This window comes from Sedimentibacter sp. B4 (assembly GCF_000309315.1).
GTDB classification, from domain to species: domain Bacteria; phylum Bacillota; class Clostridia; order Tissierellales; family Sedimentibacteraceae; genus Sedimentibacter; species Sedimentibacter saalensis.
The window spans coordinates 183,792-202,589 of the sequence record NZ_CANG01000959.1 but is presented as its reverse complement, the minus strand read 5'-3'; the positions used below and the strand labels follow the sequence as shown (position 1 = coordinate 202,589).

At 34.7% G+C, this 18,798-nt stretch carries 19 protein-coding genes; 14 read left to right on the top strand and 5 right to left on the bottom strand.

Going from position 1 to position 18,798, the window contains the following annotated elements; all coding sequences use genetic code 11:
* The gene (locus tag BN358_RS20645; RefSeq protein ID WP_019230440.1) at positions 1-1,182 is read left to right on the top strand and encodes a M20 family metallopeptidase; all 1,182 of its coding nucleotides are present in this window, start codon (positions 1-3) and stop codon (positions 1,180-1,182) included.
* A gap of 48 nt (positions 1,183-1,230) precedes the next feature.
* Positions 1,231-2,025, top strand: a complete 795-nt coding sequence (locus tag BN358_RS20640) for a M55 family metallopeptidase (RefSeq protein WP_019230439.1) — start codon at positions 1,231-1,233, stop codon at positions 2,023-2,025.
* A 95-nt stretch (positions 2,026-2,120) separates the two neighbouring features.
* On the opposite strand, the gene BN358_RS20635 is transcribed toward BN358_RS20640, so the two are convergent.
* The 3 genes from BN358_RS20635 to BN358_RS20625 all read right to left on the bottom strand — a co-directional run bounded on the left by BN358_RS20635 (position 2,121) and on the right by BN358_RS20625 (position 6,403).
* Positions 2,121-2,843 carry a response regulator gene (locus BN358_RS20635; RefSeq protein WP_019230438.1) on the bottom strand — a complete coding sequence of 241 codons (723 nt, stop codon included), beginning with the start codon at positions 2,841-2,843 and terminating at the stop codon, positions 2,121-2,123.
* A 12-nt stretch (positions 2,844-2,855) separates the two neighbouring features.
* Positions 2,856-4,490, bottom strand: a complete 1,635-nt coding sequence (locus BN358_RS20630; protein WP_019230437.1) for a sensor histidine kinase — start codon at positions 4,488-4,490, stop codon at positions 2,856-2,858.
* A gap of 98 nt (positions 4,491-4,588) precedes the next feature.
* Positions 4,589-6,403 (bottom strand): flavocytochrome c, encoded by a 1,815-nt coding sequence (locus tag BN358_RS20625; RefSeq protein ID WP_019230436.1) that lies wholly within the window; start codon positions 6,401-6,403, stop codon positions 4,589-4,591.
* A 255-nt stretch (positions 6,404-6,658) separates the two neighbouring features.
* On the opposite strand from BN358_RS20625, the gene rlmD reads away from it, so the two are divergent.
* The 4 genes from rlmD to BN358_RS20610 all read left to right on the top strand — a co-directional run bounded on the left by rlmD (position 6,659) and on the right by BN358_RS20610 (position 10,339).
* A complete protein-coding gene (rlmD, locus tag BN358_RS20620) occupies positions 6,659-8,023 on the top strand; it encodes a 23S rRNA (uracil(1939)-C(5))-methyltransferase RlmD (RefSeq protein ID WP_019230435.1) in 1,365 nt (454 codons plus the stop codon).
* Between the two features lie 183 nt (positions 8,024-8,206).
* Positions 8,207-8,764 (top strand): alpha/beta fold hydrolase, encoded by a 558-nt coding sequence (locus BN358_RS22635; protein WP_306461337.1) that lies wholly within the window; start codon positions 8,207-8,209, stop codon positions 8,762-8,764.
* Positions 8,761-9,219: an alpha/beta fold hydrolase gene (locus tag BN358_RS22630; protein ID WP_051011050.1), complete on the top strand. Its 459-nt coding sequence runs from the start codon at positions 8,761-8,763 to the stop codon at positions 9,217-9,219. The genes BN358_RS22635 and BN358_RS22630 overlap by 4 nt, the downstream gene beginning before the upstream one ends.
* A 538-nt stretch (positions 9,220-9,757) precedes the next feature.
* Complete coding sequence (locus BN358_RS20610) at positions 9,758-10,339, top strand: DUF4489 domain-containing protein (RefSeq protein WP_019230434.1); 582 nt, start codon at positions 9,758-9,760, stop codon at positions 10,337-10,339.
* A 286-nt stretch (positions 10,340-10,625) separates the two neighbouring features.
* Here BN358_RS20610 and BN358_RS20605 read toward each other — a convergent pair whose 3' ends face one another.
* On the bottom strand, positions 10,626-11,111 hold the full coding sequence (locus BN358_RS20605; RefSeq protein WP_232233407.1) for a transposase: 486 nt from the start codon (positions 11,109-11,111) through the stop codon (positions 10,626-10,628).
* A 123-nt stretch (positions 11,112-11,234) separates the two neighbouring features.
* Between BN358_RS20605 and BN358_RS20600 the strand changes: the two genes are divergently transcribed.
* From BN358_RS20600 to BN358_RS20575, 7 genes are all read left to right on the top strand, one after another.
* Entirely contained in the window at positions 11,235-11,459 is a 225-nt protein-coding gene (locus BN358_RS20600) for a PF20097 family protein (RefSeq protein WP_019230432.1), read from the top strand.
* Positions 11,460-11,756: 297 nt separating this feature from the next.
* On the top strand, positions 11,757-11,981 hold the full coding sequence (locus BN358_RS25790; protein ID WP_157593573.1) for a hypothetical protein: 225 nt from the start codon (positions 11,757-11,759) through the stop codon (positions 11,979-11,981).
* 124 nt (positions 11,982-12,105) lie between these two features.
* A complete protein-coding gene (locus BN358_RS20595) occupies positions 12,106-13,008 on the top strand; it encodes a ketopantoate reductase family protein (protein ID WP_019230431.1) in 903 nt (300 codons plus the stop codon).
* 345 nt (positions 13,009-13,353) lie between these two features.
* Positions 13,354-13,950, top strand: coding sequence for a hypothetical protein (locus BN358_RS20590; RefSeq protein WP_019230430.1), 597 nt, complete (start codon positions 13,354-13,356; stop codon positions 13,948-13,950).
* A 338-nt stretch (positions 13,951-14,288) separates the two neighbouring features.
* Positions 14,289-15,206 carry a homocysteine S-methyltransferase family protein gene (locus tag BN358_RS20585; protein ID WP_019230429.1) on the top strand — a complete coding sequence of 306 codons (918 nt, stop codon included), beginning with the start codon at positions 14,289-14,291 and terminating at the stop codon, positions 15,204-15,206.
* Positions 15,207-15,269: 63 nt separating this feature from the next.
* Complete coding sequence (gene mgtE / locus BN358_RS20580) at positions 15,270-16,613, top strand: magnesium transporter (protein ID WP_019230428.1); 1,344 nt, start codon at positions 15,270-15,272, stop codon at positions 16,611-16,613.
* 130 nt (positions 16,614-16,743) lie between these two features.
* Positions 16,744-17,154 (top strand): iron chaperone, encoded by a 411-nt coding sequence (locus tag BN358_RS20575; protein ID WP_019230427.1) that lies wholly within the window; start codon positions 16,744-16,746, stop codon positions 17,152-17,154.
* A gap of 101 nt (positions 17,155-17,255) precedes the next feature.
* On the opposite strand, the gene BN358_RS20570 is transcribed toward BN358_RS20575, so the two are convergent.
* Positions 17,256-17,927 carry a bifunctional 2-polyprenyl-6-hydroxyphenol methylase/3-demethylubiquinol 3-O-methyltransferase UbiG gene (locus BN358_RS20570; RefSeq protein ID WP_019230426.1) on the bottom strand — a complete coding sequence of 224 codons (672 nt, stop codon included), beginning with the start codon at positions 17,925-17,927 and terminating at the stop codon, positions 17,256-17,258.
* A 316-nt stretch (positions 17,928-18,243) separates the two neighbouring features.
* On the opposite strand from BN358_RS20570, the gene BN358_RS20565 reads away from it, so the two are divergent.
* On the top strand, positions 18,244-18,786 hold the full coding sequence (locus tag BN358_RS20565) for a GNAT family N-acetyltransferase (protein ID WP_019230425.1): 543 nt from the start codon (positions 18,244-18,246) through the stop codon (positions 18,784-18,786).
* Positions 18,787-18,798 lie beyond the last annotated feature (12 nt).

Sequence of the window (18,798 nt, the reverse complement as noted above, 5' to 3'; positions counted from 1 at the left end):
ATGGACATTCAAAACAGAATAAGTGAAATATATGAAGAAATTGTTGCTATAAGAAGAGATTTTCATAAAAATCCAGAATTGAGCCAGCACGAATTCAGGACACAGAAAAAAATTGAAGAATATTTGAACCTTTGGGGAATCGAAAACTTCAGATGTGCTGAAACAGGAGTGGTAGGGATAATAAGAGGACGTCGTGCCGGAACAACAGTTGGGCTTCGAGGGGACATTGACGCACTTCCCATCAATGAAAGAAGCAACACATCATACTGCTCCATAAATCCTGGAGCAATGCATGCCTGCGGACACGATGCGCACACATCCATACTTCTTGGAGTTGGAAAAATCATGAAGGAAATAGCAGATAATGATGAAAGCTTCTGCGGAAATGTGAAGCTGTTCTTCCAGCCGGCCGAAGAAACAATAGGCGGCGGCAAACGCATGGTTGAGGAAGGCTGCATGAATAATCCTGATGTGGACTATATGCTGGGACTTCATGTTATGCCGTACATAGATGCAGGAAAGGTAGAACTTAAGTATGGAAAACTCAATGCATCCACAGATACAATCAAAATAAAGATAAACGGAAAATCAGCCCATGGCGCTTACCCGGACAAGGGAACAGATGCCATAGTTATTGCAGGAAACATAATTACTTCGCTTCAGACAATTGTGAGCAGAAATATTTCACCGCTTAATTCCGTTGTAATATCCCTTGGAAAAATTTCCGGGGGAGTAAAAGACAATGTTATAAGTGATGAAGTTGAAATGTCAGGAACATTGAGAGCTCTTGATGATGACACAAGAAACTTTGTCAAAAAAAGAATAGAGGACATGGTTACAAACACAGCTGCTGCCTACGGGGGAACAGCATACGTCAATTTTTCCGAAGGTTACCAGGCACTCATAAACAATGATGAAGTTGTTGACGTAATTAAAGAAAATGCAGAAAAGGTTCTTGGAAAAGAAAACATCGTGTTCAAGGAATTCCCAAGCCTTGGGGCAGAAGACTTCTCTTATTTTTCAGATGTTGCTAAGGGTGCATTTTTCCACCTGGGCTGCGGCGACAGCAAAAACGGCATTGATTCTCCCATTCACACTGAGTGTTTCGACATTGACGAGAAATGCCTTAAAATAGGAATACAACTTCAAGTAGAAAACATACTGACTTTATTGAACAAGTAAATATCATCCTGAAAAAAGGATGAAAAAGATATAATGATGGAGGGAAAGATGAAAGTATTTATAAGTGTTGATATTGAAGGAATTACAGGAGTTACAGACTGGAGCGAAACTGAGCTTGGCAACCATGATTACAAGCAGTTTGCAGAGCAAATGACAAAAGAAACTGTTGCTGCATGTGAAGGTGCAATTGCCATGGGAGCTCAGGAAATTTTCATAAAAGATGCTCATGATTCTGCAAGAAACATAGATATCACCAAGCTTCCAAGATGTGCAAAATTAAGCCGCGGCTGGACCAGCAGCCCGGATTCAATGGTTGCAGGACTTGATGAAACATTTGATGCGGCTATTTTCATAGGATACCATTCCGCTGCAGGAACAGACGGAAGCCCCTTGGCTCACACCATGAATTTAGGAAACAACTACATGATGGTTAATGGAGAAAAAGCTTCAGAATTCACAATTAATTCATACCTGGCTGCCAACTATGGAGTGCCGGTGGTATTTTTAAGCGGAGACAAAGCGTTATGCGACACAGCAAAGAAGTTTAACAAGGGAATTGAAACCGTTGCTGTTAAAGAAGGCTCGGCAGGAGCAACTGTAAGCATAAATCCTGACTATGCATGTGACCTAATAAAAGAAGGTGTTAAAAACGGCCTTAAACATATAAATGAATGCAAAATTGCCATACCTGAAAAGTTTGAAGTTGAAATAAACTACAAGGAACACAAAAATGCAAGAAGAGCTTCATTTTTTCCCGGGGTTACCCAGACAGGATCACACACCGTAAAATACACAGCAAACAATGTGAATGATTTTTCAGTAACAAGGATGTTCATATTATAAGAGTTCTAAACCAAGTAAATAGTTAATTGACAAGACTCCTGTTAATAGTATAATTGTACTAAAAAATACTATTACAGGAGTCTTTATGTACCTGCTTATTTTGATGAATTGCTATAATTTTTAGGTGACATGCCTGTGATATTTTTAAACACTCTGCTGAAATAGTGTTGATTGCTGTATCCGACTGCTTCAGCTACTTCGTACATTTTTATTCCGGCACATTCGCTGATGATAATCTTTTTAGCATGTTCTATTCTTAGTTCTGTTAACAAATCCGAAAAATTCTTTCCGCTTTCTTTTTTTATTATCTTGCTGATATGCCCTTCACTTAAGCCGGATTGTTCTGACAAAATAGTAAGATTGTATTCACTGTTCTTATAATTTTCATTTAATAATGTCATAATTTTTTGAAAAATCAGAGATTTGCCGGTTTCATTTTTTTTGTTACTATTGAACAGTTCAGCAGCCTCTGCTATTACATTGTTAAATTCATCTGAGTTTACAGGCTTTAACAAATATCGATAAACTCCAAATTTTATTGCTTCCTGAGCATATTCGAATTTATTATACCCGCTTATTATAACTATAATAGTATTGGGAGAAATAATGTGAATTCGCTCCAATAGCTTTAACCCGCTGAGAAAGGGCATATTTATATCTAACAACGCAACGTCTATTTGATTTTTTTGAAACAATGATAATGCCTCTGCTCCGTTTCCTGCTTCATAAATATTATCAAAATTAACCTGTGTGCGATTTATCCTTTTAATAAAGTTTTTACGGATTATTTCTTCATCGTCTGCAACTAAAATATTCATAAACTCACCACCCTATAAATCAGTAGCTATAATCGGATGTTTTATCACTGATGTAAATTCTGTACACTGCTTATTATGTGTAAGATTTATACCATACTTTTCCCCAAAATTCATTTTAAGTCTTGTGTTAACGTTAAACAAACCGTATCCGTCTGTATTGTCTGGAATAAAGCTATTATTAAGTTTTAAATTAACCATGTTGAAACGTTCTAAGTTCACACTGTCACATGTGTTGGTTACATATATAGCAATCATACCATCAATACATTTCATATCCACTGAAATAAAGCCTTTAGATGACATTTGTTTTATTCCGTGATATATGGCATTTTCAACTATTGGCTGAAGAGTAAATTTCATGAATGGGATGTTGGTATCAATGTTGTGGCAATTTATCTTATAATCAAACATATTTCCGTATCTTAAAACCTGAATATTAATATAGCTTTTAAGGTGCTGAACTTCTTCACCCAGCGTAATTATACATCTGTCGTCACTTAAACCGATTCTAAACAATGTGGCTAAATTCGATATAGCATTTTCAACTTGTTCATCATCATTATCATAAGCCATTGCCTGAATTGTTTCAAGAGTATTATATAGGAAATGGGGTTTGATTTGAGAAAACAAAGCCTTGTTATCTGCCTCATTTTTAAGCCTTTCCTGAATTCTTATTTCTTTCATAAGCTTGGCAATGTCATCAGTCATTTGATTGTAGCTTTTGCCTAGACTGTTAAATTCGCTTATATTTTCATCAGGAATTATATGTTCAAAAACACCATTTTCTACATCAGCCATAGCGTTTTTTAACTTTGTCACAGGGATACTTATTATTTTTGCATATTTATTGACAGCAAAAGCTGATACCAAAAGCAAAATTGTGCAACAGAACAATATAAGCATAATTGTAAAAATGATTTTACTGTCAATAAAGCTTGTTGGTATTTCCATGATAAGATGCCATTCAGAGTTGCTGGTTATGTCTGACTTGATAAGTTTAATATTGTTTTCATCTTCTTTTGGTTTGCCTATTACAATTTCATTATCATTGTTGATGATATATGAATTGAAATCAACATTTCCACCCGCACGGCTTACTATATCTTTGATGTAATCTTCTGTCAGTGCAGCGCTGATATAACCTATTTTCTCTTTATTTTCATTGTAAACACTTGCAATAATAAGCACAATGTTTTTACCATCCGACATAGAAACAATATTTTTACTCACTATAGTATCAAGATTGCTTTCGTTTATTTTCTTATAGTATTCTCTGCTTTGCACATTAAAGTGAGAGCCATCTGTTACAAACTTTTCACCGTTAAGTGTAATAAAGCCCAAACTGTCGTAGTCTGCCTGAGAATTGTTTTTATACTCATTCAGTTTTTCAATTATTTCAGTTTTTCTTATATCGCTAAATTCTGTGTTTTTTAAGCTTGAGGCAAGCTGCTGCATTGATTCTATATTATAATTAAGCCATAAATCAATTTCACGAACTTTCGAGTTAAGCGAATTTTCAGTAAGATATTTAATATCCGGTTGAATTTTCATTTTAATTGTATATATTGACACAACTGATATAATAGACAGAATTAATGTAATCATAAGTACAACCGGTAATACTATTTTTTTGTAAAGTGATGTCATTTATTTTTGCCTCCTATATGAACAAAGCCCATATAAACAAGTATACAGGCTTTGTTATTTTATATCAATATCTATTTAATTGAATAAAAATGTGTATTCTATTTTGTTAAGTTTTGTGCTGCAATTCTGCCCATTACAACTATATCTGTAATTGCATTTCCACCAAGACGGTTTGTTCCGTGTATACCTCCTGTAACTTCACCAGCAGCATACAAATTTGGAATAATATTGCCTTCTGTTGAAATTACCTGTCCTTGCACGTTGATTTTAATGCCACCCATTGTGTGGTGTGTAGAAGGTGCTACTTTCTGGATATAAAACGGACCCTGAGAAATTGTTCTGAGTGTGCCTCCGCGTTTTAAGGCATCATCACTGCCGTCTGCAATATCATTATTGTATTCGTTTATTGAGTTTACAAAAGAATCTTTATCTATATTGAAAAATTCTGCAAGTTCTTCAAGGGTTTCAGCTTTATGAAGCAAGTCGGAATTTACAAATTCTTTGTATTCTTTTTCGTGAACTTTAGTCATATTACCAACCGTTTCAATTTCCTGACCCCATACAAGGTATGCAAATTTTTCCTCCTGTGAAGTTATCGCATTTGATATAATGTCACGTCTGCCCATTTCGTCAATAAATCTTTTGCCATCTCCATTGATGAGAATTGCACCATCAAATCTTGAGTTTGCAACGTAGGATATGATACCTGTCTGTGTGTTGCATGTAGGATATACCTGGATATATTCCATATCCACAAGCTGTGCACCAATGTCTTCGGCCATAATAATGCCATCACCTGTGCTTGCTGGTACACAAGTTGTTTTATAGTCTTCGTTGTAAGCGGGGTTATATTTAACACGCATTTCAATATTTGCGCCAAATCCACCTGTTGCAATTATAACTCCTTTATTTGAGTTGAATTTAATTTTGTTGCCATCATTTTCGGCATATACACCTACTACTGCGCTGTTTTCGTCAACAATAAGTTGAGTAGCTGTTGTGTTTGTATATAAATCAACCCCAAGCTCTTTGCTCTTTGTTTCAAGTTTTTTAATCATTTCTGTGCCTTTGTTGCCTACTGGAATAACAGCTCTTGGAACAGAATGACCGCCAAACTGTTGAATTCTGTCTTGCATAAATTCAACATGGATGTCGTTAACAAGCCAGTTATATGCATCAAGAGCATTGTTTGCAACAACACCTACCAATTCCTTATCATTGATATTGTCGCCACCCTTTAAAGTGTCTTCAATAAACTTTTCTACTGAGTCTTCAATTCCGTTTGCTATTTGAACATCACTGCCTGGAATATTAATACCACCACCGGATACCAAAGTATTACCGCCTGTCTGAGATGTTTTTTCTAGTACAACTACACTTGCGCCATTTTGTGCTGCTTCAACTGCTGCTGAAAGACCTGCACCGCCTGCACCAATAACAATTACATCATATGAATATTCACTTTTGTCAAGCTTTGTAACTGCGCTGATTTTTTCTCCGCTGTTAAGGAATTCTTCACTTGCTCCTGCTTTTGTCAAGGCTTCTTTAACACCATTAATGATTGCGTTTGAGCTAAAGGTTGCGCCTGCAATTACGTCTGCGTTAACACTGTTGTTTTCTAACATAAGCGCTGAGAGCTTTTCCATTGCAGAATCGCCAAGACCCGGTGTTTCCGAATGAGAAATAACAGTAATATTGCTGATTTTCCCTTCATTCACGGATACTTCTAAATTTACAGGACCGTTATGTCCTTGTTGAGAGGCTGTGTATGTGCCATTTTTAAGGCCTGCTGTTTCTACTGCGTCACTTTTACTGCCTGCAGTTTCAGATGTGCCATTTTGTCCGCAAGCAACAAGATTGAACATCATGAATGTTGCAAGAATAACTGATAGTATTTTGTTTTTTGTTTTCATTTATACTTCCTCCTGTTTTATAAGTTGTAATTGGTATATTTTTAACAACTTGGTTTGATTATATATTATACGGGTGAAAATTTATTTGCAATAAACTGACATTTTTTATAATAATCAGGTATTATTAAAAATTGTGAGTACAAAAGGATTAACTCAATACAATCTGTTAACATACCCTCTTAACAGATATATTTCGTTGACAAGGCCCCTGTAAATAGTATAATTGTACTAACAAATACTATTATAGGAGTTTTTATGTTTGAAAACGGTCAGATAAAAGAAGTTGAAATAATAGATATAAATCATACAGGGCAAGGCGTTGCCAAGGTTGATAATTTTGTTGTGTTTGTTGACAATGCAGTTACAGGGGACATTGTTGAGATAGAAATAGCAGAAAAAAAGAAAAATTATGCAGTTGGAAAATTAAAAAAAATCATTAAAGAATCAGAACAAAGAATAAGTCCGACTTGCAGCTATTACTACAACTGTGGAGGATGCCAGCTCATGCATCTGAATTATAATGCAAATCTTTTTTACAAGAAAAACAGAGTAATAAATGAATTAAGAAGGGCTTCTGTAAACATGGAAAATGTAAAAGTTTATGAAACCATGGGAATGGAAGAACCTTTCAGATACAGAAACAAGACTGCATTTTCCGTTGCAGAAAAAAACAAGGAAATAATCATAGGACCATATGAGCAGGGAACATACAACACAGTGAATATATCAGGCTGTATGCTTCAGACCACCGAAGCTGACAGAGCAGTGGAGCTTTTCAAAAATCTTATGATAAAGCACAATATAAAAGCCTATGACAAAAGAACAGGAAATGGAACAATTAAAAATGTAGTTGTAAGAAGCAACAGGAAAAATGAGCTCATGTTTATAATAGTCACTTCTTCTGAAAGTTTCCCGGCTAAGCAAACACTTGTTGAGGAACTTACAACCGCTATAAAAGAAATAAAGACTGTTGTTCAAAATATAAATTCCAAAAACACAAACCTTGTCATGGGACATAAAAACATAACATTGTACGGTGAAGGAACAGTAACAGACACCATAGGAAATCTTACATTCACAATTTCTCCGGAAACATTTTTTCAAATAAATCCGCAGCAAACCGAGAAACTTTATGAAAAGGCAATCCAGTATGCAGATTTAAAAAAAGATCAGGTGTGCTTTGACATATACTGCGGCATAGGAACAATATCTCTTATGGCTGCAAAAAAGGCCAAAAAAGTTTACGGTGTTGAAATAGTAGAACAGTCAATAATAAATGCAAAAGAAAACGCCTCATTAAACAACATTAAAAACGCAGAGTTTTTTGCAGGAAAGGCAGAAGTTGTTCTGCCTAAGCTCTACAAAAAAAACATAAAAGCTGATGTTGTAATTGTTGACCCCCCAAGAAAGGGATGCGAAAAGGAAGTAATAGACACAATAATAAGCATGAGGTCTGAAAAGGTTGTGTATGTTTCATGCAATCCTTCAACCCTTGCAAGAGACATAAAGATGCTTGAAGAAGGCGGCTATAGATTGTTAGAAGTTCAGCCCGTAGACCAGTTCCCATGGACACATCACGTTGAAGTCGTAACACTACTTGTGAAGGAGTGTTACGACTGAAGAAGTAGATGTAGTCTCATGTCAGGAATGTCCAAGAACACGAGCAAGGCGAAGTGTGATTGGTAACATTCTACGACTGAGAGTATAATTCTGATGACGTATTGTGGTTCAGAGGTGGAATAATTGATTAGTAGATAGTTTATATAATGCATATAAGTGATAATATAAGAATTATAAGGGGGAATCAAAATAATTAAAAGTATATTTAAGGGAACTACTCCCAATGTTTTAGAACAAGGTAATGAAAGTATTTCTATTTTAGAAGAAGTAATTATTGGTGGAATAAATCAGTATATTTGTATACGGGGAAAGAATATTAATAATCCTATTTTACTGTTTTTACATGGAGGACCAGGTGATGCGATGTTACCAGTAATGACAGGCATAAATAAAGATTTAGAAGATGATTTTATTGTAGTTAATTGGGAACAAAGAGGAGCGGGAAAATCATACTATCCTTTTAAAGAATCAGATGAAATCGGTATTGATACTTTTATATCAGATACTTATGAGTTAACAAAGTTACTATTAAAAAGATTTGATAAAGAGAAAATATATATTATGGGAAATTCTTGGGGAAGTGTCATAGCAATACAGACTGTACAACAATCCCCGAAACTTTACTATGCTTATATTGGAATTGGTCAGGTAGTTAATATGAAAGAGAATGAACAGATTTCATATGATTATACTTTAGAGCAAGCAGTTTTAAGAAATGATAAAAATGCAGAAAAAAATTGAAAGATATGGGGACAGACTATTATAATAGACCTGACTGGTTTAAATGTTTATTGTTACAACGTAAATACTTAGTTAAATATGGAGGCGCAATTTATGGGGAGAGTAGTTACCGTTGTTTAGAAAAGCATTTTCTTTCTTCACCGGAATATTCCTTAATTGATATTATAAATAGAATTCGTGGAAGTAAACAATCTTTAAAATTGCTTTGGCTAAAACTTTTAGAAGTTAATTTATTTGAAACAGCAACACAATTTGAGATCCCCATTTATTTTATAGAAGGAAGATATGACTACAATGCTCCTTCTTTAATTGCAAGTAAATATTATGAAAGTATTAAAGCGCCAACAAAAGAACTCATATGGTTTGAGAATTCAGCACATTTTCCACAATGGGAAGAACCAAAAAAGTTTCATAGTGTACTAAAAGAAAAAATAATTAAAGAAACGTATGCTTAATATAAGTCGTTTCGGTAGAGTAAATTTCAGTGGATGCAAAAGATATAATTAGAGATCCATATGTCCCAGAATTTTTAGGTTTAGAACAGACACCAAACTTATATGAAAAAGATATAGAGCAGGGTTTGATTAATCATATGCAATCGTAAGAATAATGATAAGTTTAATTAAATTTGTAAAAGTCGACAGTAAAAACCTGAAAAGATTGTGTTCACAAATTGTTTTTCAGAAATATACCCTTCCACCAAGGGGGTACTAGCTATATATGACATCATTATTGTCACCTCAACCCACGTTGAGACAGTAGTGTTGATAGAGAGAAAATAGGTTGAAATCAAGGGGGTTCATAGATTTAAATGAAAATAGAAGTGTGTTTTTATTCCCTCGGATGATGAATTGCTTCCTTAAGTACATTTTGTTAAATATTATCTTAGCTATAAATGTTATTTTTTACTATTTTTTTAGAACTTAATTGGATAAGCTTCATATTATAAAGCGAGAAGATAGTTTTCTCATAAATAAATATAGGAGTGATATTATGGAAGATAGAAAAGAAGGCATTAATATTCGTGTTAATGGCCGAGATAAATATAGATATGAAGATTCATATATGAATTCAAAGTGTCATAAGCCTAAATCTATAATTTTAGAATGTGGATTGAAACCGCAGGATGCAATATTTGAAATAGATGATGGCGAAGTTGAAGATGATCAAACTTTTGTTTTGGATCGTGTAATTGTTGATGCTACTTGCTTAGTTAAGCCTATTGTAAAAATTGAATTTTCAAGTATTGTTTTCTTTGAAGCTGAAGCTGAAGATGGAGATGAACATGAAGTTAAAGTTGATTTGCTATTTAAGTTGGTAAGAACTTGCAATGGGGAAAAAGAGTTTATTCAAAACTGGAGATATTTAAAAGGGTATGAAATAGAGAATAATATTGAAGAGTTAGAAGTAGAAATCAGCGAGCCTTTTACGGTGACATTCTGTGACAAGCCATGCTCAAGTTGCTGTGAATACAAAATGATAGTGGAAGGCAAAGATTTTGAAGGAGACTTTGAGGCATTGAGAGTAGTTAAGCCTGATTTAAGCGCTCTTGCCCAAGGTCAGTGTGATGATTAATTATCAAATAAAATCTTATTTTTCCAAGTTGACTCAATAACTAATTAAATTGAAATAGTACTGGGTGCTCACCAAAAGATGGAACATTGCAGCCTTTCACTGCAATGTTCCACTTTTTAGATAAATATAATTAGAAATGTAAACTAAGTATTTCAAAAAGTCCAGCTAAGAATTGTCAATAACAAATTTTAAAAATATTAGATATTTCAGCTGAACTAAAATAGTGTAATATTAATAAGCCTTTTGAAAAGTTGTCAAAAAGCAGAAATTTGAATATGGAATTACATTATACAGCGACGTCGCATTTCGCTTCCAGGTAATTAATTTGATGTTCTTCTGGAGTGATGATTTTAAACTCCTTTTCATCACGCAAAATGGCAAATACGATATTGCATACTTTATGCATGACGGCTCCTAGAGTCACCATTTTAGGCTTGCTTTTGCATTTTAGAAGATAATAATCACGAAGTACGGGATTATTGGCAGAGCCATCTTTGTTCTTGCTAATACTGATTAAGGTCATGGTATGAATTACCATCCTTGCAATTCGTGAGCCTCGTTTTGACATACTGACTTTAGTACCATTAAATTTACCGGATTGTTTAACTTCAGGATCCAGACCAAAGTAAGCAAAAAGCTGTTTTGGTGAACGGAATGCAGAAAAATCTCCAATTTCGCCCATAAGGCTTACTGCAGAAAGAAATCCTGCACCTTTAAAGGATTCAATGAGATGTATTTGTTTCACAAACTCGGTATCTTCGTTGGTATTCACAAGTTCATGCATATCAGTAAGTATGGTTAAAACCTCTCCTTCTTTCGTTACTAAATAATATATAGAAATGTTTTAACTGCATAGTCAATTGGCTATGACATTATTATACTAGGGGGGATATATATGAGGTGTCCGTATTGTAATAATGAAATAGAGCAAGGTTTATTACAAGGAATGCGGAGAGTAGCTTGGATAAAAAGACAGCATAAAGTTTCCTTGCTTCCAAAACAAGGAGAAGTTTTGCTAGAAAACAATACATTTAGCGACTTTCTACTTCAAGCACACATTTGTAAAAGCTGCAAAAAGATAGTGGTTGATTATTCGGATAAAGAAATTCAAGAAGGATAATTTGCCTTTTTATTATACTTGTGCGATAATAAGAAAAAGAGAAACAAATCTGGAGTTTATCTGTTATCAGTGATTGCTTCGCCTTTCCGCCTGCATGGCAATGCGTCCTGTAATATGTGCAGCAAAGACAGACCGATAAAAAATAAATAAAGCTCTTGTGCGCTTTACTTGCTGATCGCAAAAACAAATGACATGATCCGCATCACCTTGGACGGCATTCTGAAATAAGTCGGGAAACACAGCAAGAAAAAAGCGAAAGCATTCGCCGCTGCTTTTGCAATTTTACATGGGTTTCCATTGGCAAACCGTCTTGCGCATTTTGTGCTTTTTGCTGCATTTGACGGGATCTACACCGAGCGCAACACCAATGCCAGCGCCTATCTTGGAGTATCCTATCGCCACTTGACTCAAATGCTTGGCGAATTTACACAATACGGCTATTTAAAAAGAACGCAAGGTGGCTATTGCATCACAAATGAACAGGCGCTGAATCTGCTCGCCGATGAATTGAATGTGGAATAAACGGATTCATCATCAACGCCAAAATCAGAAAGTCGGTGAATCAAATTCGACAGGGATATCAAGTCAATACCACCAACTTAGCTGAGGAAGTTCAATAGGAGACTATTATATTCGTTAGCTATATGTGGAGGTGTTTAAAATTTCAAGTAAAATTTTAATAGTAGGGTCAGGAGTCATTGGGAGTATTTATTCATTAAAATTTTCTAATGCTGGATTCAATGTAACTATTCTTACAAGAGGAAGCAGATTGGAGCAGCTAGAAAAGAATGGCTTGCTTTATGAAGATAATGGTAATATTTCAAAGGCAAATGTAACCGTCATCTCAAAACTTAGTGATGATGATTTATATGATTTCATTTTTGTTACCGTACGTTTTGAACAAATAATTCAAGCTCTAAATGATATAAAATTAAATCAAAGCAAAACAATTATTACAATGGTAAATAGTCCAAAAGGGTATGATGAGTGGGAAAGAATTGTAGGCAAAGGCAGGCTGATTGCCGCCTTTCCAGGTGCAGGAGGACGTATAGAAAATGGGGTGCTTCACTATCGATTAACACCATACATCATACAGCCTACAACTTTTGGAGAGTTAAATGGAATTAGCACACACCGAGTGCATAAACTTGCCCAAATATTTAAAACGTCAAAAGTCCCTTATAATATTTGTAGAGACATGGATGCATGGCAGAAAAGCCATCTTGCAATGGTTATCCCAATGGCAAATGCAATCTACAATGATGGTGGCACTGCATATACGACGTCGAAAAACAAATTGGCAATAGAAAAAATGTGTTTGGATATAAAAGACTACTATCGTTCCTTGAAAAAGATAAAGATACCAATTACTCCTATTAAGCTAAATGCGTTTTTATTGTGTCCCATATGGCTATTAAAAATAATAATGAAAGCTCTTTATAGTAGCAAGTTTGCAGAAACTCTGATTAGTAATCATGCCAATAATGCAAAACAGGAAATGCTGCTATTGGATTTAGAATTTCAGAAAGTAGTAGATAAAAAAGTGTAAGTTGCGGATCATTGGATTTTCGCATAAAGACATTTGATTACCGCATATGATGGGAATTACATGAAGGTTTGTATACCTGATAATTAATAGTGCCAATGTACTTAAATGATACAGCTGAAATGCAATAAGTAATCGTCTACATAGAAGAAACTTAATAAAATTAGTACGGAAGAGTATTTTTCAGAAATATACCCTTCCGCCAAGGGGGTACCAGATACTTATGGCATCATTATTGTACTCTCAGGGCATGTTGAGACGGTTGTATTGATGTCTCGAATAGCTGGCACTGATTAGAAAAGTACAATTCGAAAAGGAAATAAAGTTTTAAGTTGTTGGAGGTAATTTGTGAAAAAGGAAAGGATACTTGCAATATTTTTATTGGCTGTGTTATGTTTAACATCCTGTAGCCAAAATAATACAACATCTGAATCAGTTCAACAGCGAGAACCAGAAAAAGAAACCGAGATGCCCGAAGAAATTGCTTCTGATACTGAAAAGCAAGAGGAAGATACAACTGAGAATCTGGCAATAAAATGGGATGAAATTACTGAGGATGGTGTTAATGAAGATCTTTTATACGAAAATATGGACAAAAATACCTTAGAATATGTTGCTAAAGAATTGCAGACTCTCGTTGAAGAAGAAGCTGAGGCCGAAAAAGAAAATCCGGACATAGTATTAACAGAAGGCTGGGTGCGAGTATTTGAATCTGAACATTACGCAAATGTATTAAAACTTGGCAATAAAGCAATGAAGCCGTTATATTGGATTATTTATAAAAGTACCAATGCAGGTCAGTATGAATATATCTGTGCATATGCATTATATGAAATATCGGGATATGATTTTACTGATGAAAATGGATGTCTTACATGGTCTGATTCCAAAGAATTTCTCAACGTATTTAATGAGCAGATTATACTGAAAGAGTATAACAAATAACAGTAGACTTAATAGAATATGAAAAGCAAAATTGAGTGATTTGCTTATAAAAAATAGTATATTATATTATTCATCTCATATCAAAATGAATCATACAATTTAAATAGACAGAATTAAATAATACCATCCAATGTCATTGGATGGTATTTTATATTTCTCTGCAGTAAAGCAGGTAAAGTTGATTAATGAAAAATATGGATTGAAAACACAAAATGTGTGGAATATAATAAAGATAGTCATGCTAATTTTATGTCTTGACTAGGCGGCAAGGCAAATGAAATTGCTCAAACTATTTAGAGTGAAGGTACACAAGGATAAACAAATTAAAGGAGAAAATAATGAGTTTTATTGATTGTGTGAATAATAGAAACAGTATTTTGATGGAAGGTGCACTAGGGGAAAGATTAAAAAGAGAATATAGACTGGTTTTTGATGAAGATGTGATCATGGCTGGTTTGGTATATTCAGATAACGGAAGAAGAGCTCTAAAGGAACTTTGGAGTGAATACGCCAAAATTGCAGGAATCTATCATTTGCCATTTTTAGCAACTACACCAACAAGAAGGACTAATCAAGAGAGAGTCGAAAGGTCTAAGTTTGATTCCACCCTTATTAATGAAAATGTAAAATTTTTGCGTGAAGTACAAGAATTGCAGGATGTCGAAATGTATATGGGAGGTCTTGTAGGCTGTAAGGGGGATGCTTTTACCGGAGAAGATTCATTGGATTTAGAATCATCTAAGGATTTTCATGAGTGGGAGGTCAGACTTTTCGCTGAGGCAGGAGTTGATTTCTTATATGCAGCACTATTTCCAAATGTTGAAGAAACCGCTGGCATGGCATTGGCAATAGAAAAATACAAGATACCTTACATAATCAGTTTTACAATAAAAAAGGATGGTTGCCTCATTGATGGAACCAGGATTTCTGATGCGATAAAGTATATTGATTCATTAACAGCGAACAGACCTGTATGCTATATGACAAACTGTGTTCATCCCAGAATAGTATATGAAGCTTTATTGCAACCATTTAATAACAATGAAATGGTTCATAATAGATTTAAAGGTATTCAGGTCAATACTTCGGCGCTATCATATGCTGAATTAGATAATTCCAAGGACTTAAGAGTGGCCGAGCCCACTGAAATTGCAGTAGATACGGTGAAACTTCGGGAAATCAGTCCATTTCAGATTTTTGGCGGCTGTTGCGGAACAGATAGCAGGCATATGAGTGAGATCGCAAAGAGAATATAATAAAATTGAAAATGATATTCAATGTTAAATGTTTAAGTGGATTTACGAAAGAGGTTTTTAAATATGTTGGAGGAAAGACAAGAAGAATTAATAAATAGTGTATTAGAAGATGATAAAGAAAAAATACATGAAATAATTGATAATATGTATCCAATAGATATAGCTATTATCATAGAAGAATTTGATGATGATAGTTTAATTAAATTTAATGAACATATTGATAATGAACTAATGGCTGAGATTATAGAACAGGCTAGTGAAGAATTACAGGTTAGAATTATAAAGCTGTTTGAATTCGAGTCTATAGTACATTTATTTTCTTATATGTCCAATGATGATATAGCTGATATTTTGGGTAATCTCCCTATTAAAATGAGAAAAGATTTATTGAAGATGATGAAGACGGGAGACACCAGGCAATTGCAAGAGCTGCTAGGCTATGATGAAGATAGTGCTGGTGGTATTATGACAACAGAATATATTGCCTTAAGAGGAGACTTATTAATTGGAGAATCCTTAAAAAAGATTAAAGAAATTGGGCCTAAAACAGAAGTAATTGAAACCATATTTGTGTTGAATAATAACATGGAACTAATAGGTACAGCGGATTTAAGGGATATATTAGTTGCACCTGAAGATGAAAAACTGATAAACATTATGAATGATAACATAATCACTGTCTATCCAGAAGAGGACCAGGAGAAAGTATCATTGCTTGTTTCAAAATACGATTTAAAGGCTATTCCAGTAATAAATCATAAAAATTCTCTGCTTGGCATTATAACTGTAGATGATATTATTGATGTTATAGTGGAAGAGCAAACAGAAGATATATTAATGATGGGGGGCGTAAGCAAGGAAGAGAGAGTAGATAGTTCTCTTGGAACTTCTATTAAAAGGAGGCTGCCCTGGTTATTTATAAATCTTGGAACTGCATTCTTAGCTGCATTTACTGTAGGTTTATTTGAAGATGTTATTGCACAAGTTGTTGCTTTGGCTGCTGCCATGCCTATTGTAGCAGGAATGGGAGGAAATGCAGGAACCCAAACATTATCAGTGGTTATAAGAAGTATTGCTCTTGGAGAAGTTAGTTTAAAACAGAATTGGAAACTGGTGTTTAAAGAAGTTGGGCTTGGTATAATTAATGGAGCAGCTACAGGTGTTGTTACGGGAATAATACTTTATATGAAATATAACAATCCTTATCTTGGACTCATTATCTTCGCTGCAATGATTGGAAATTTAGTAATAGCAGGTTTCTTTGGATTTATAATCCCTTTGTTATTGAAGGTGTTTGGTGTGGATCCTGCTTTAGCTTCAGCAATATTTTTAACAACAGCAACTGATGTTTTTGGATTTTTCTTATTTTTGGGGTTAGCGAAAATGTTTTTGCCATTTTTATTGTAAAGATTAATAGCTATGGAGCCACAATTTCAAACTACACAAAACAACATTTAAAATATATGAAGAAATGGACATGGAGAACCGTCACTATTGTCCAGTTATTTTATACAATAAAAAAGGAGCGTAAAAAACAATGTGGAAATGCCCGAAATGCGGACGATCATTCAAGAATCATAATCAAGACCACTTCTGCGGAGAGTCGCCTAAAACAATTGACGAATATATTGCTGCACAGACTGAAAGTGTTCAGCCACTGTTGAATCAAGTGCGAGATACAATCCGTGATGTACTGCCTGATGCAGAGGAACGTATATCATGGAGAATGCCAACATTTTGGCAAAAACATAATATCATTCATTTTGCTGCATTTAAAATGCACTTGGGGCTGTACCCAGGTGATAAGGCAATGGAACATTTTGCAGACAGATTAACAGAGTACAAGACAAGCAAGGGTGCATTGCAGCTGCCTTACAACAATCCTCTTCCGTTGGAGCTAATTGCAGAGATTGCCAAATGGTGTTATGAAACAGGAAATCACCACTAACCTTAGGTAAACTTAGGGGACGGTTCTCACCGGTCACTTATTACAATGTGACTGTGGTCATGTAGAACCGTCGCCTGTGACTTTACCACTTACATTACAATTTAATTAGGTTTATGGACGATTAGAAACATGCTAGAATCATCCACCTCTTGTACTTCATAGGGGTATCCCAACTCTTCGCCAATTTTTTCAAAATCCTCTGATGAGTGGAACGTAGCTTTAAAACCACCATTGCAGACAATCACACCGTCTTTGGTTTTCGTGTAGTCAATTTCACCTAAAAGCCCTTTGGAGGCCTGTTCCTCAAACCATTTCAGACGAGTATTCCAAAATTTAGTGCTGTAACTGCTGAAATAAGCTGTTCCACCTGGTGCTACATTATCAAGAATTTTGTGAATGACAGCGGAATCAGCACGCATGGCAGACAATCCGTTTTGCAGGCACAAAATAACATCAAAGGGCTCAGAAAAATGTATCTGTTGAACATCCATCTCAACTATGATGGCGTTGGGGCAGTCCTTGAGATAATCCTTGCTTAACTCAACGCTTTCAGACGAGATATCTATCCCTACAATAGATCTGCAGCAGGGAGATAATTCCTTAATAATTCGGCCGTATCCGGCTCCAAGCTCCAGAACACTTTGTGTGATTGATAGATTTTTCTTGACAAAATCTATCTCTGCTTTTAAATATTGCCTGACACGTGGAATTTGAGTTTCATACACCTGAAAAAGCATTTGGGAATTTAATTTTTCTGCATAGTAATTGTCCATAATTCGTATCCTTTCTCCTCATAATAAATTAGAAGCAGATTATTCTTTGTAAAATAAACTGTATGTCAAAGATAAACTTGGTATGCTATTTTAATTGTCTATATCAATATAATTATATAAATATTTTACAAATATTACAATATTTGTTTAGACATGGTGGACAGAAAAGGTTTTGCGCATTGAGAGACTGTGCATGCTATATTTTTATGTATGATTTACTGGAAATTTGTTATATAATTGAGAGTGTTTCCCAATGACTATCTAACCAAAGGAGACGAACCGTCCCCTTTGACTATTTAAATTTAACGAGGTAAATATGGCTGTAAATGTTAAAAAGGTGCGAAGGTACAATAGTGATTATAAAATGATTAAAGAATTGTACTCTCACGCCTTTCCTGATATAGAGAGATTACCCCTTGTGTTGCTGAGATTAATGGCTTTAAAACCTAATATCGAATTTTATTCAGTTTATGATGATGAAGATTTTTGTGGCCTCTTGTACATTGTGAATTATAAAGCCATGTCACTGGTTTATTATTTTGCAGTCAGAAGCGACATAAGATCTATGGGCTATGGAACTAAAGTATTGGAATGGCTTAAGACTGAAAAGAACTCCATTTCAATAATCATGGAAACTGTCCATGAAGAATGTGATAATGCAGGGCAGCGTCAACAAAGAAAAAAATTCTATCTGAAAAATGGATTTAAAGATACCGGCTATTATATGAAGGATTACAGCGGAACATTTGATATTTTGAGCACAGAGTCAGTCATTAATCCAAAAGAGTTCAAGAAGCTCATTAAACAATTTACTTTTTGGATGAGTGACCTAAAAGTTGGGAAATTTTTATCCGCTTAAAAGTCGGGCATA

Coding starts and splice junctions, on each gene's coding strand:
- BN358_RS20645 (WP_019230440.1), top strand. CDS start 1: ATGGACATTCAAAACAGAATAAGTGAAATATATGAAGAAATTGTTGCT.
- BN358_RS20640 (WP_019230439.1), top strand. CDS start 1,231: ATGAAAGTATTTATAAGTGTTGATATTGAAGGAATTACAGGAGTTACA.
- BN358_RS20635 (WP_019230438.1), bottom strand. CDS start 2,843: ATGAATATTTTAGTTGCAGACGATGAAGAAATAATCCGTAAAAACTTT.
- BN358_RS20630 (WP_019230437.1), bottom strand. CDS start 4,490: ATGACATCACTTTACAAAAAAATAGTATTACCGGTTGTACTTATGATT.
- BN358_RS20625 (WP_019230436.1), bottom strand. CDS start 6,403: ATGAAAACAAAAAACAAAATACTATCAGTTATTCTTGCAACATTCATG.
- rlmD (WP_019230435.1), top strand. CDS start 6,659: ATGTTTGAAAACGGTCAGATAAAAGAAGTTGAAATAATAGATATAAAT.
- BN358_RS20610 (WP_019230434.1), top strand. CDS start 9,758: ATGGAAGATAGAAAAGAAGGCATTAATATTCGTGTTAATGGCCGAGAT.
- BN358_RS20600 (WP_019230432.1), top strand. CDS start 11,235: ATGAGGTGTCCGTATTGTAATAATGAAATAGAGCAAGGTTTATTACAA.
- BN358_RS20585 (WP_019230429.1), top strand. CDS start 14,289: ATGAGTTTTATTGATTGTGTGAATAATAGAAACAGTATTTTGATGGAA.
- mgtE (WP_019230428.1), top strand. CDS start 15,270: ATGTTGGAGGAAAGACAAGAAGAATTAATAAATAGTGTATTAGAAGAT.
- BN358_RS20575 (WP_019230427.1), top strand. CDS start 16,744: ATGTGGAAATGCCCGAAATGCGGACGATCATTCAAGAATCATAATCAA.
- BN358_RS20570 (WP_019230426.1), bottom strand. CDS start 17,927: ATGGACAATTACTATGCAGAAAAATTAAATTCCCAAATGCTTTTTCAG.
- BN358_RS20565 (WP_019230425.1), top strand. CDS start 18,244: ATGGCTGTAAATGTTAAAAAGGTGCGAAGGTACAATAGTGATTATAAA.